Here is a 13178-nt window from a genome sequence, read left to right on the forward strand (position 1 = left end):
CCCCTTTGACAGCGAGAACTGCCATGCCTGAATTCAATGCTCCCCTGCGCGACATGCGCTTTGTCCTTCATGAAGTGTTCCATGGCCCGGCGCTGTGGGCGCGCCTGCCGACCCTGGCCGAGCGGGTCGATGCCGACACCGCCGATGCCATCCTCGAAGAGGCGGCAAAAATCACCAGCCAGCTGATTGCCCCGCTCAACCGCAGCGGCGATGAACAGGGCGTGGCCTTCGAGGCCGGTGGCGTGCGCACCCCGGACGGCTTTCGCCAGGCCTGGCAAACCTACCGCGACGGTGGCTGGGTGGGCCTGGCCGGTAATCCTGAGTTTGGCGGCCTGGGCATGCCGAAGATGCTCGCGGTGCAGTTCGAAGAAATGCTCTATGCCGCCAACTGCAGCTTCAGCCTGTACTCGGCCCTGAGCGCCGGCTGCTGCCTGGCGATCGACGCCCACGCCAGTGAAGCACTCAAGGCCAGTTACCTGCCGGCGCTGTACAGCGGCCAATGGGCCGGCACCATGTGCCTGACCGAGCCCCATGCCGGCACTGACCTGGGGATCATTCGCAGCAAGGCCGAGCCCCAGGCCGATGGCAGCTACAAGGTCAGCGGCACCAAAATTTTCATCACCGGCGGCGACCAGGACCTGACCGAGAACATCATCCACCTGGTGCTGGCCAAGCTGCCGGATGCGCCGGCCGGGCCCAAGGGCATCTCGCTGTTCCTGGTGCCCAAGCGCCTGGTCAATGCCGACGGCAGCCTGGGCGCCAGCAACGCGGTGAGCTGCGGTTCGCTCGAGCACAAAATGGGCATCAAGGCCTCGGCCACCTGCGTGATGAACTTCGACGGCGCCAGCGGCTACCTGATCGGTGAACCCAATCGCGGCCTGGCGGCGATGTTCACGATGATGAATTACGAGCGCCTGTCGATTGGCATCCAGGGCATTGGCTGCGCCGAGGCCTCGTACCAGAACGCCGCCCGCTATGCCTGTGAGCGCCTGCAAAGCCGCGCGGCCAGCGGCGCCCAGAACAAGCAGCAGATTGCCGACCCGATCATCGTCCACCCGGATGTGCGGCGCATGTTGCTGACCATGCGCGCCCTCACCGAAGGCGGGCGCGCCTTCGCCACCTATGTCGGCCAGCAACTGGATATCGCCAAGTACGCCGAAGACGCCGATGAACGCAACGCGGCGCAACGCCAGGTGGCCTTGCTGACGCCGGTGGCCAAGGCCTTTTTCACCGACAACGGCCTGGAAAGCTGCGTGCTCGGCCAGCAGGTGTTCGGCGGCCACGGCTACATTCGCGAATGGGGCCAGGAGCAGCTGGTGCGGGATGTGCGCATCGCGCAGATCTACGAAGGCACCAACGGTATCCAGGCCCTGGACCTGCTCGGGCGCAAGGTGGTGGCCGATGGCGGCCAGGCGCTGGCGGCCTTTGCCGCGCAGATTCGCCAGTTCAGCGAAACTGAGCCGCCGTTCCGCCAGCCGCTGCTCAAGGCCCTGGGCGAGCTCGAAGACCTCAGCCAGTGGCTGTGCGAGCAAGCGCGCCATGACCCGAATGCCATCGGCGCGGCCTCTGTGGAGTACCTGCAGCTGTTCGGCTACGTTGCCTACGCCTACATGTGGTCACGCATGGCAGCGGTCGCCCGCGATTCGCTGGTTCAGGACCCGGCGTTCTACGGTGCCAAGTTGGCCAGCGCCGGGTTCTTTTTCGAACGCCTGCTGCCACGCACCCTGTCGCTGCACGCGAGCATTCGCGCCGGCAGTGCTTCATTGTTCGAGCTGGATGCCGCGCAGTTCTGAAAACAACCTGCGCCGCTGCTCGGTGGCGCAGGCCTACCTTTCGTCTGTGATTTTGTAGGTAATCATTGTCAGATCCGCGGTTTTACGGGGTTTTGACGGTAAAAAATCTTACAACTGATAGTCATTCGCCATTATCTCGGTTCTCGCCCGCCTACCCTGCAAGGTAGAATGGACAAAACCGGGAGTTTCAATGAACCACACCAGTCTCAGCGACGCCGAACACGATGCCATCACCGATGCCGCCGCACAGTGGTGCCTGCGCCTGCAAGCTGAAGACTGTACCGCCGCCGAGCGACGCGCGTTCGAGCAATGGCTGAAAGCCCACCCGCTGCACCTGCAGGAATATCAGGCGATGGTCGAGATCTGGCAAACCGCCGATCACTTGCCACGCAGTTTCCCGGACAACGTCGTAGCGCTGCCTCGACCACAGCGCAGCCAATGGCAACGGTTGGCCAGCGCCGCAGCCATCGCCCTGGTCGCCCTGCCAGCCGGCGCCTGGATCGGTTGGGAACAAGGCTGGCTGCCCAATAGCTACCAGTCCCTGGAGACCGGCGAGCGGGTCAATCGCGTAGTGCTCAGTGATGGCAGTGAAGTCGAACTCAACCTCAATACCGAACTGCGCTTCACCAACTACAAGGATGAGCGCCGGGTAACCCTGGTCAGGGGCGAGGCGTTCTTCAAGGTCCGTCACGACAGCCAGCACCCGTTCGTGGTGCACGCGGCCAATGGCTGGACGCGGGTCACCGGCACCCAGTTCAACGTGTGGAAGTATGATGACCAGGTCAAAGTCACCCTGGTCGAAGGCTCGGTGCTGGTCAGCAGTGACGGCAACGCCAGCGACAGCAGCTATCGCCTTGGCCCGGGCATGCAGGCCAGCTACAAGGCCGGCGACTATGAGCCACGTCTGGACCAGACCGCCAACCAGGACAACAGCCTGGCCTGGCGTACGGGCAAGCTGATCCTCGACAACCAGAGCCTGGCCCAGGCCCTGCCGATGATCAACCGCTACCTGGAAAAACCGCTGCTGCTGGCCGATACCGGTACCGGCAGCATCCGCATCAGCGGCATCTACAACACCAGCGAGATCAAGCGCCTGGTCAGCACCCTGCCCAAGGTGCTGCCGGTGTACCTGACCCAGAACAAGAACGGCAACATGGTGCTCAACCGCATCTCGCCGCCGCCCGCCAAAGGCTGAGCCTTGCGCTCAGCCCTCGCCCTGCCCTAGAGCATCATCGCCGCCAGCCAACCGAACGCCAGCAACGGCAGGTTGTAGTGGATGAAAGTCGGTACAACCGTGTCCCAGATATGATGATGCTGGCCGTCGACGTTCAGGCCCGAGGTCGGCCCCAGGGTCGAGTCCGAGGCAGGTGATCCGGCATCGCCCAGGGCACCGGCGGTACCGACGATGCACACGGTGGCCACGGGATCAAAGCCCAGCTGCACGCACAGCGGCACGAAGATCGCTGCCAGGATCGGCACGGTGGAGAACGACGAGCCGATGCCCATGGTCACCAGCAGGCCCACCAGCAGCATCAGCAGTGCGCCGACGCCCTTGCTGTGGTTGATCCAGGACGCCGAAGTCTCGACCAGGGTCTTGACCTCGCCGGTGGCTTTCATCACCTCGGCAAAGCCCGAAGCGGCGATCATGATGAAGCCGATCATGGCCATCATCTTCATGCCTTCGGTAAACAGGTCGTCGGTGTCTTTCCAGCGCACGATACCCGACACCGAGAAGATCAGAAAACCGGCCATGGCGCCGATGATCATCGAGTCCAGCCACAGCTGGATGATGAACGCTGCAGCAATGGCAACGCCCGCTACCAGCAGGGTCAGCGGGTTGTAGCTGACCGCCACCTGCTCGACCTGTTCGATTTTCTCCAGGTTGTACACACGCTTTTTGCGGTAGCTGATGAACACCGCCACCAGCAAGCCGAAGAGCATGCCCGCAGCCGGGATGGCCATGGCATGGGTAACGTTGACGCCGCTGACATCCACACCGCTGCGGCTGACGTTGGCCAGAAGGATTTCATTGAGGAAGATATTGCCGAAACCCACTGGCAGGAACATGTACGGGGTGATCAGGCCGAAGGTCATCACACAGGCCACCAGGCGCCGGTCGATCTGCAGCTTGGTCAGCACGTACAGCAGCGGCGGCACCAGCAACGGAATGAAGGCAATGTGGATGGGCAGGATGTTCTGCGAGGAAATCGCCACCACCAGCAGCAGGCCGATCAGTAACCACTTGACCTTGCCGCCTTCGTCATGGCCTTGGCGATCGACCATGGCCAGGGCGCGGTCGGCCAGGGCGTGGGCCATGCCCGACTTGGCGATGGCCACGGCGAAGGCGCCGAGCAAGGCGTACGACAACGCCACCGTAGCACCGCCACCCAGCCCGCCATTGAACGCCTTGAGCGTGCCTTCGATGCCCAGGCCACCCACCAGGCCACCGGCCAGGGCGCCGATGATCAGGGCAATCACCACATGCACACGGGACAGGCTCAATATCAGCATGATGCCGACCGCGGCAATTACTGCATTCATTCTGTAACCTCTAGAAACCAGACAAAAAGCGACCGATCCGGCGACAGACTGCCCGCGAGCAGTGGCCGAACGACAGGTATTTTTATGGGAGGGCGCACACTTTGAAGCAGCCCCCCGCACTTGTCAAAAAAAGGCCTTGGCGACCTGCGACAACGTGTCGCTTGAATAGACGAAAACGACGCATTTCAATTGAACGTTTGAATAAAGAAAACGGCATCGCGGCCGACATAGTCGGCAGCCTCAATCTTTCAGGATCAAAGGACTTCGCCATGTCGTTCAGACAACTTTCCATTCAGTGGAAGATCACCCTGCTGGCCGGCCTGTGCCTGGCCGGCATCGTCACCCTGCTGGTGGGACTCTCGCTGTATCGCATGGAGCACAGCACGCAACTGGTCAAGGCCAGCAGCATGCAGATGCTCACCGAAGCGGCCCAGGGGCGCATTGAATCCCAGGGTGAAGTCCAGGGACTGAACATCCGTCGCCAGTTCATGGACGCCTACCAGTACGGCGCCGGCTTCTCGCGCCAGGTGCTGTTTTTGCGCGAGCAGGCCGAAAAACGCTTCCTCGATGCCTTCGACCTGCGCGAAGACATGACCCGCCAGGTGCGCGCAGCCCTGCAGGCCAACCCCGAGCTGCTCGGCCTGTCGCTGGTGTTCGAGCCCAACGCGCTGGACAACAAGGACGCGTTGTTCGTCGACCAGAAAGACCTGGGCAGCAACGAGAAAGGCCGCTTCGCCCTGTACTGGTCGCAACCGACCCCGGGCCAGCTGACCTCGATGGCGCTGCCCGAACGCGACATGAATGACACCAGCATCGGCCCCAGCGGCGAGCCGGCCAACACCTGGTCGGTGTGCCCGCGCACCACCGGCAAGGTCTGTGTGATCGAGCCCTACTTCTATGAGATCAACGGCCAGCAGGTGCTGATGACCAGCATCGTGTTCCCGCTGAAGGCGGCCGACAAAGTCATCGCCACCCTGTCCATCGACATCAATCTCAACAGCCTGCAGGCCATGAGCCAACAGGCCAGCCGCAACCTGTACCAGGGCCAGACCCAGGTCGGCATCCTCAGCCCCGTGGGGCTGCTGGCCGGCTACAGCCCGGACGCCAGCAAGCTGGCCCAGCGCTTTGACCAGGTCGACAGCGAAAAAGGCGCCGAACTGATCCGCCTGCTCGGCGACAGCACGCCGCTGCACAGCATCCACCATAACCAGCGCCTGAAAGTGCTGGCCTCGTTTGCGCCAATACCTGGCGGCAAGCCCTGGGGCGTGCTGCTCGACGTGCCGGAAAGCGCCCTGACCGGCCCGGCCGAAGCCCTCAAGCAAGAGCTCGACCAGCGCAACACCAGCGGCACCCTGATGGAATTGGGCCTGGGCCTGCTGGCCGCCATCGTCGGCTTGTTGCTGATCTGGTTGATGGCGCGCACCGTGACCCGGCCGATCCTTGGCGTGGCGGCGATGCTCAAGGACATCGCCAGCGGCGAAGGCGACCTGACCCGGCGCCTGACTTACGACAAGCGCGACGAACTGGGCGAACTGGCCGGCTGGTTCAACCGTTTTCTCGACAAGCTGCAACCGACCATTGCCGAGGTCAAGCGCTCGGTCCAGGCCGCCCGCGATACCGCCGACCAGTCTTCGGCCATCGCCACCCAGACCAGCGCCGGCATGGAGCAGCAGTATCGCCAGGTCGACCAGGTGGCCACCGCTTCCCATGAGATGAGCGCCACCGCCCAGGACGTCGCCCGCAGCGCTGCGCAAGCCGCCCAGGCCGCCCGCGACGCCGACCAGGCGACCCGCCAGGGCCTGGCGGTGATCGACCGTACCACCAGCAGCATCGACACCCTGGCTGCCGACATGAACACCGCCATGAGCCAGGTCGAGGGCCTGGCCGAGAACAGCGAGAAGATCGGTTCGGTGCTGGAAGTGATCCGCTCGATTGCCGAGCAGACCAACCTGCTGGCCCTCAACGCCGCCATCGAGGCCGCGCGTGCCGGTGAAGCCGGCCGTGGTTTTGCCGTGGTTGCCGACGAGGTGCGCAACCTGGCGCGCCGGACCCAGGAGTCGGTAGAAGAAACCCGCCAGGTCATCGAACAGCTGCAAGCCGGTACCCGCGACGTGGTCGGCGCCATGGACAGCAGCCATCGCCAGGCCCAGGGCAGCGTCGAACAGGTCGGCCAGGCAGTCACCGCCCTGCAGCAGATCGGCAATGCAGTCACGGTGATCAGCGACATGAACCTGCAGATCGCCAGCGCCGCCGAAGAACAGAGCGCGGTGGCCGAAGAAATCAACAGCAACGTGGCGACCATTCGTGATGTCACCGAATCGCTGTCGGAACAGGCCAACGAATCGGCGCGGGTCAGCCAGTCGCTCAACAGCCTGGCCAACCAGCAGCAGGGGCTGATGGATCAGTTCCGGGTGTAACCTTGTGGGAGCTGGCTTGCCAGCGATCGAGCGCAACAGCATGCCGGCCCCATCGCTGGCAAGCCAGCTCCCACAAAAAGCTCACCTGCACGCTTCTACTACACTTGCCGGACTCCCTACCCTGCGAGCGAGGCACAATGAAGCCGATCACCACCTTGCTGGCCAGCGCCTTCCTGGCGCTGGGCCTGATCACCTCAAGCGACGCCGCCGATAAATCCACGCCCATTCGCTTTGGCGACATCACCTGGGAAAGCGGCAGCCTCACCACCGAAATCCTGCGGCTGATTGTCGAAAAAGGCTACGGCTACCCCACCGATACCCTGCCCGGCAGCACCGTGAGCATGGAAGTGGCGCTGGCGCGCAACGACATCCAGGTCATCGGTGAGGAATGGGCCGGCCGCAGCCCGGCCTGGATCAAGGCCGAGCAGGCCGGCCAGGTGTTCAGCATCGGCGATACGGTGAAGAACGCCGATGAGGGCTGGTATGTGCCGGCCTACGTGATCAAGAACCGGGCACCAAAGCTGCGCTCGGTGACTGACCTCAAGCAGTACAAGGCAGTGTTCAAGGACCCTGAGTCCGCGGACAAGGGCCGCTTCCTCAACAGCCCCAGCGGCTGGACCTCCGAGACCGTCAACAGCCAGAAGCTCAAGGCCTACGGGCTGGACCAGGACTACGTGAACTTTCGCAGTGGCTCGGGCGCGGCGCTCGATGCTGAAATCACCTCGGCGATCCGCCGCGGCAAGCCTGTGTTGTTCTACTACTGGAGCCCTACCCCGCTGATGGGCCGCTACGAACTGGTGCGCCTGGAAGAACCCGCTTTCGATGCCCAGGCCTGGAAGACCCTGACCGATGCCAGCAACCCCAACCCGCAAGGCACGCGCTCACTGCCGGCAAAATTGTCGATTGGTGTTTCGGCGCCATTCAAAAAGGACTATCCCGAACTGGTCGAGTTCTTCGCCAAGGTCGACCTGCCCATCGATACCCTGAACAAGACCCTGGCGCAGATGAGCAAAAAGCGCGAGTCACCCAAGAATGCCGCGCTCAGGTTCATGCGCAACAACCCGCAGATCTGGAAAGCCTGGCTACCCGCCGAAGTGGCGAGCAAGGTCGAGGCCAGCCTGTGAGTGGAGGTTTTCCCGAAGCGCTGCACTATTCCTTTGCCGATGCCGTTAACCGTTTTGTCGATTGGTTGGTGCTGGCTTACGGCGACCAGCTGCGCAACGTTTCCGATGGCTTGCTGCAGGTGCTGGTCGGCTTCGAGAACCTGCTGCGCCTGGCGCCCTGGTGGCTGTTGCTGGTGATTGTCGCGCTGATGACCTGGCACGCCAGCCGCAGCATCACCCGCGCCCTGGTGCTCAGCGGCCTGTTGTTTCTGATCGGCGTGGTCGGCCTGTGGGACAAGCTCCTGCAGACCTGCGCACTGGTGCTGGTGAGCACCGGCCTGTGCGTATTGATCGGCGTCCCGCTCGGCATCCTCCTGGCCAGCCGACCGTTGGCGCGCAAGCTGCTGATGCCGGTGCTCGATGTCATGCAAACGCTGCCCAGCTTCGTCTACCTGATCCCGGTGCTGATGCTGTTCGGCCTGGGCAAGGTACCAGCGATCTTCGCCACCTTGATCTACGCCCTGCCGCCGTTGATCCGCCTGACCGAACTGGGCCTGAGCCAGATCGACCCGAGCCTGACCCAGGCAGCCCACGGCCTGGGCGCCAGTCGTTGGCAGCGGCTGCGGCGGGTGCAACTGCCGCTGGCGCTGCCGAGCATCATGGCCGGGCTCAACCAGTCGGTGATGATGGCGCTGTCGATGGTGGTGGTCGCTTCGATGATTGGTGCGCGCGGCTTGGGCGAGGATGTGCTGGCAGGAATTCAGACGCTCAATGTCGGCAAGGGTGTGGAGGCCGGGTTGGCGATTGTGGCGCTGGCGATGGTGATCGACCGGATCAGTCAGGCGTATGGGCAACCGCGGCGGGGCTAGCGATGCTATCTGACCCTGCGCGGCAGCTCGATGCTGACCCGCAAGCCACCCAGCGGGCTCTCAAGCAGACGCATCTGCCCGCCCCAGGCTTCGACGATATCGCGCACGATGCCCAGGCCCAGGCCGTGGCCATCGACCTGCTCGTCAAGCCGGGTACCGCGCTCAAGCACTTGTTCACGAGCCGCCTGCGGAATGCCGGGGCCGTCATCATCGATCCACAGGCAATAGCGTTGCGGCTGTTCTTCGATGCTCAACTGCACCTCGCTGTCGGCCCATTTGCAGGCATTGTCCAGCAGGTTACCCAGCAGTTCGAGCAGGTCTTCGCGGTCCCAGGGCAGGAGCAAACCGGGCGGCACCTGCTTGCTCAACTCCAGGCCTTCGCCATGGATCATGCCCAGGGTCGACAGCAGCCCGGGCAGCTCGGCATCGCAATCAAACTGCGCGCCCGGCAACGCATCGCCAGCCAGCCGCGCGCGATTGAGCTCACGGCTCAGGCGCTGCTGGATCTGCTCGAGCTGGTCGCGCAACTGGGCACGGACTTGAGGCAAGTCTTTGAGGCGTTCGCTGGAGGCCAGGCTAAGCAGCACCGCCAACGGCGTCTTCAGCGCATGCCCGAGGTTGCCCAGGGCATTGCGTGAACGACGCAGGCTGTCTTCGGTGTGGGCCAGCAAGTGGTTGATCTGTGCGACCAGGGGCTCAAGCTCGGTAGGCACCTGGGTATCGAGCTGCGAACGCTGGCCTTGCTGCAGCTGGGCGATCTGTTCGCGGGCGCGCTCCAGCGGCCGCAACGAGCGGGTCACGGTGATGCGTTGCAGTACCAGGATCAATAACAGCGCGACCAGGCCCAGCCCCAGGCCGATCTGCTGCATGCGCCTGAAGCCATCGCGCACCGGGGTATAGTCCTGGGCCACGCTGATGGAAATCGCCTGGCCCAGGCGCCGGTAATCGGCCCGCAGCACCAGCAGTTGCTGGCCTTCCGGCCCCAGCTCCAGGCCGGCGTGCAGCCCCGGGGTTTGCGGCGCCGGCATGTCCATGTCCCACAACGAACGCGAGCGCCAGTTGCCGCCGTCAAAATCGATGCGAAAGTAATAACCGGAAAACGGCCGCTTATAGGCCGAGGAAATTCGCCGCTCATCCAGTTCAAGGCCGGTCTGGCCGCGTACCAGGGCCACCAGCAGGTTTTCGCTCTCCTTGCGCAGACCGGTCTCCAGGTAGCGCTGCAGGCCAGCCTCGAACAGCCACAGGCTGATCTGCGCCAAGGCCAGCCCGACCAGCACCAATACCGCAATCAGGCCAAGGCTCAGGCGTGCCTGAATCGACTTCACTCGCAGCTCCCGGCATAGCGATAACCCTGGCCACGGCGGGTTTCGATCACGCTACGGCCGAGCTTGCGGCGCAGGTGATTGACGTGCACTTCGAGAACGTTGGAATCGCGCTCGGTCTCACCGTCGTAGAGGTGTTCGGCGAGGTGGCTTTTCGACAGGATCTGTTGCGGGTGCAACATGAAGTAGCGCAACAGGCGAAACTCGGCAGCGGTGAGCTGGATGTCGACGCCGGCGCGGGTGACGCACTGGCGGCCTTCGTCCAGCTGCAGGCCGGCGGCTTCAAGGGTCGGCTGGTTGGCCAGGCCGCGGGCACGGCGTAGCAGCGACTGGATGCGCAGCTGCAGCTCTTCTGGATGAAACGGCTTGCTCAGGTAATCATCGGCACCGGCCTTGAGCCCCTCGATACGCTCGGCCCACGAGCCGCGCGCGGTGAGGATCAGCACCGGTGTCACCAGCCCCGATGCCCGCCACTGGGCCAGCACCTCAAGCCCCGGCAAGCCAGGCAAGCCGAGGTCGAGAATAATCAGGTCATAGGGTTCGCTGCTGCCCTGGTAGACCGCATCTCTGCCGTCGGCCAGCCAGTCGAGCGCATAGCCCTGGCGTTGCAGGCTCTGGGTCAGTTCATCCGCCAGCGGCACGTTGTCCTCGACCAGTAACAGGCGCATCAGTCATCTTCCTCGTCTTTGAGCAGCGCTCCATTGGTAGCGTCGAGCTTGATCTCGCGTACCACGCCTTCAGGGGTCAGCAATTCGACCTCGTACTCATACCTGTCGTGTTTCTCTTCCAGCTCCGCCTCCAGCAGTTTCGCCCCGGGGTAACGCCCCAGGGCGGACTGCAGCAGTTGCTCAAGCGGCAGGATCACGCCCTGCTGACGCAATTGCAGGGCTTCATCCTGATCGAGGTCGCGGGCCGAAGCCAGCGAGCAGAGGGCCAACAGCGCGATGAGAAGTGTCTGTGCTGTTCGCGATCGAACGGTCATTAGTTATCCCGGGCATCCTTGAGGATTTCACCGGTCTTGGCATCCATGTCGACATCCCACTCGACATTCTGAGCGTCACGCAGTTCGACCTTGTAGATGTAGCGGCCGTACTCGTCTTCCAGCTCAGAATCGGTGACGGTTGCGCCTGGGTGCTTGGCTACTGCGGCGGCCTTGAGTTCGTCCAGAGACTTGATGGTCTTGGCGTTGACCAGTTTTACGACCTCGTCAGGCTGTACATCTTTAGCCAGTGCAACGTTGGCGCTCAGGGCAAGGGCAGCAGTGGCGAACAGGGCAGTCAAAGTTTTCATGGTGTCTCTCCGTTGAGATCAAAAATGTTTCTACGGGGCCTAGAGTACCCAACCGAACTTAATTGAAGCTGAAAACAACTGGCGACATGATAGCGCAGCCCTGCCCCACTTCCGGAGCGCTGTTCTTTATAATTACCGGCTCAAGACAGCGAGGCCCGTATGAGTGCAATCCATATCAAGTACCCGGCGCTGACGCTCAAGGCCGGCAATCGCGCCTTGCAGCGCATCCGCGAGCGTGGATTACAGGCTGCCGATGTGGGTGTGCTGCCGGGTGCAGCTGGGGGGCCCAAGGCCCTCGGCATACAAGGCCTGGACCTGGCGTTGTTCGGCCATTGGTTGCCCAGCGCACCTCGTGAGCGGGCGTTGATCGGCGCATCCATCGGCTCCTGGCGCTTTGCCAGCGCCTGCTTGCCCAACCCCGCCCAGGCCCTGCAGCGCCTGGGCCAGCTGTACACCGAACAGGACTTTGCCAAGGGCGTGACCCAGGCCGAAGTGAGCCGCAGCTGCGAGCGCATGCTCGATGAACTGCTCGAAAACCGCGACGCACAGATACTCGCAAGCCCGGGCTACCGCCTGAACATCATGGTGGTCAAAAGCCATGGCCTGCTTGCTGACGATCACCGCGGGCGCCTGGGCATGGGCTTGTCATCGGTCATCGCTGACAACCTGATTGGCCGTGCACGCCTGTCGCGGCACTTCGAGCGAATCATCTTGCACGACGCCCGCAGCGCTCCGCCATTGCAGCCACTGACGGACTTCCCCTCGCGCTGCCTGCCACTGGATGTTGCCAATTTGCGCCATGGCCTGCTGGCCTCGGGGTCGATCCCGATGGTCATGCAAGGCGTACGTGATATTCCGGGTGTCGGTCAGGGGACCTATCGAGATGGTGGCTTGCTGGACTATCACCTCGACTTGCCCTACTCCGGCGACGACCTGGTGCTCTATCCGCACTTCACCGACAAGGTCATCCCCGGCTGGTTCGACAAGGCCCTGCCGTGGCGCCGTGGGGATACCCAGCGCTTGCGCAATGTGCTGCTGCTAGCGCCTTCGCCGCAGTACCTGGCCAGCCTGCCCTACGGCAAGCTGCCGGATCGTAGCGATTTCAAGCGCTTCATGGGCGATGCGGGCAGCCGTCAGCGTTATTGGCACAAGGCAATGGCTGAAAGCCAGCGACTGGGCGACGAGCTGCTCGAACTGATAGAAACCGGCAAGCTGCACGCGCATCTGCAACCACTGAAGTAACCATGCTGGTAAACTGGCAGCCAGCATTGGTTTACAGAGTCAAGATATCGTGGAAATTTTCAAAGAGTTTACGTTCGAATCGGCCCACCGCCTGCCCCACGTGCCTGAAGGACACAAGTGTGGTCGCCTGCATGGCCATTCGTTCAAGGTTGCCCTGCACCTGACCGGCCCGCTCGATCCACATACCGGCTGGATCCGCGACTTCTCCGAGATCAAGGCAATCTTCAAGCCGCTGTACGAACAACTGGACCATAACTACCTGAACGACATTCCTGGCCTGGAGAATCCGACCAGCGAAGTGATCGCCAAGTGGATCTGGGACCAGGTCAAGCCGCTGCTGCCAGAGCTGTCCAAGGTGCGCATTCACGAGACCTGCACCAGTGGTTGCGAGTACTACGGCGACTGAGTCGGCGAAGGAAGCGAACAAACCACCCTGCGGGGTGGTTTTTTTTGGCAGGCATTTTATCCAGCTGGGCGCTGAAAAGACAAAACCCCTACCTGCATATGCAGATAGGGGTTTCGGAATTTAATCTTGACGATGACCTACTCTCACATGGGGAAACCCCACACTACCATCGGCGATGCATCGTTTCACTGCTGA

12 protein-coding genes and 1 pseudogene are annotated in these 13178 nt (G+C 62.8%); 8 read left to right on the top strand and 5 right to left on the bottom strand.

Annotation, left to right across the window (positions count from 1 at the left end; genetic code table 11):
- The first annotated feature begins 23 nt into the window (after positions 1-23).
- Positions 24-1793: an acyl-CoA dehydrogenase C-terminal domain-containing protein gene (locus ACIOVF_RS24770; protein WP_045201347.1), complete on the top strand. Its 1770-nt coding sequence runs from the start codon at positions 24-26 to the stop codon at positions 1791-1793.
- Positions 1794-1983: 190 nt separating this feature from the next.
- Entirely contained in the window at positions 1984-2988 is a 1005-nt protein-coding gene (locus ACIOVF_RS24775; protein ID WP_045201346.1) for a FecR family protein, read from the top strand.
- 26 nt (positions 2989-3014) lie between these two features.
- Here ACIOVF_RS24775 and ACIOVF_RS24780 read toward each other — a convergent pair whose 3' ends face one another.
- Complete coding sequence (locus tag ACIOVF_RS24780) at positions 3015-4334, bottom strand: Na+/H+ antiporter family protein (RefSeq protein WP_401293215.1); 1320 nt, start codon at positions 4332-4334, stop codon at positions 3015-3017.
- Between the two features lie 590 nt (positions 4335-4924).
- Between ACIOVF_RS24780 and ACIOVF_RS24785 the strand changes: the two are divergent.
- From ACIOVF_RS24785 to ACIOVF_RS24800, 4 genes and pseudogenes are all read left to right on the top strand, one after another.
- Positions 4925-5893: pseudogene (locus ACIOVF_RS24785) on the top strand (HAMP domain-containing protein); the annotation flags it as partial.
- A 102-nt stretch (positions 5894-5995) separates the two neighbouring features.
- Complete coding sequence (locus ACIOVF_RS24790; RefSeq protein ID WP_401293229.1) at positions 5996-6751, top strand: methyl-accepting chemotaxis protein; 756 nt, start codon at positions 5996-5998, stop codon at positions 6749-6751.
- A 137-nt stretch (positions 6752-6888) separates the two neighbouring features.
- Entirely contained in the window at positions 6889-7875 is a 987-nt protein-coding gene (locus ACIOVF_RS24795) for an ABC transporter substrate-binding protein (protein ID WP_401293218.1), read from the top strand.
- A complete protein-coding gene (locus ACIOVF_RS24800; protein ID WP_045201342.1) occupies positions 7872-8723 on the top strand; it encodes a proline/glycine betaine ABC transporter permease in 852 nt (283 codons plus the stop codon). The genes ACIOVF_RS24795 and ACIOVF_RS24800 overlap by 4 nt, the downstream gene beginning before the upstream one ends.
- A 5-nt stretch (positions 8724-8728) precedes the next feature.
- Here ACIOVF_RS24800 and ACIOVF_RS24805 read toward each other — a convergent pair whose 3' ends face one another.
- From ACIOVF_RS24805 to ACIOVF_RS24820, 4 genes are read right to left on the bottom strand one after another with little or no spacing between them, the layout of a single operon-like run.
- Positions 8729-10048: a sensor histidine kinase gene (locus ACIOVF_RS24805; RefSeq protein ID WP_093385059.1), complete on the bottom strand. Its 1320-nt coding sequence runs from the start codon at positions 10046-10048 to the stop codon at positions 8729-8731.
- On the bottom strand, positions 10045-10713 hold the full coding sequence (locus tag ACIOVF_RS24810; RefSeq protein ID WP_045201340.1) for a response regulator transcription factor: 669 nt from the start codon (positions 10711-10713) through the stop codon (positions 10045-10047). The genes ACIOVF_RS24805 and ACIOVF_RS24810 overlap by 4 nt, the downstream gene beginning before the upstream one ends.
- On the bottom strand, positions 10713-11027 hold the full coding sequence (locus ACIOVF_RS24815) for a PepSY domain-containing protein (RefSeq protein ID WP_093385064.1): 315 nt from the start codon (positions 11025-11027) through the stop codon (positions 10713-10715). Before ACIOVF_RS24815 ends, ACIOVF_RS24810 begins: the two co-directional genes overlap by 1 nt.
- Positions 11027-11335, bottom strand: a complete 309-nt coding sequence (locus ACIOVF_RS24820; protein WP_038996113.1) for a PepSY domain-containing protein — start codon at positions 11333-11335, stop codon at positions 11027-11029. Before ACIOVF_RS24820 ends, ACIOVF_RS24815 begins: the two co-directional genes overlap by 1 nt.
- 159 nt (positions 11336-11494) lie before the next feature.
- On the opposite strand from ACIOVF_RS24820, the gene ACIOVF_RS24825 reads away from it, so the two are divergent.
- Positions 11495-12577, top strand: a complete 1083-nt coding sequence (locus ACIOVF_RS24825; RefSeq protein ID WP_401293224.1) for a patatin-like phospholipase family protein — start codon at positions 11495-11497, stop codon at positions 12575-12577.
- A gap of 49 nt (positions 12578-12626) precedes the next feature.
- Positions 12627-12983 carry a 6-carboxytetrahydropterin synthase QueD gene (gene queD / locus ACIOVF_RS24830; RefSeq protein ID WP_010226613.1) on the top strand — a complete coding sequence of 119 codons (357 nt, stop codon included), beginning with the start codon at positions 12627-12629 and terminating at the stop codon, positions 12981-12983.
- The last annotated feature ends 195 nt before the right edge of the window (positions 12984-13178 follow it).

This window comes from Pseudomonas sp. NPDC087612, from assembly GCF_044743505.1.
Taxonomy (GTDB): domain Bacteria; phylum Pseudomonadota; class Gammaproteobacteria; order Pseudomonadales; family Pseudomonadaceae; genus Aquipseudomonas.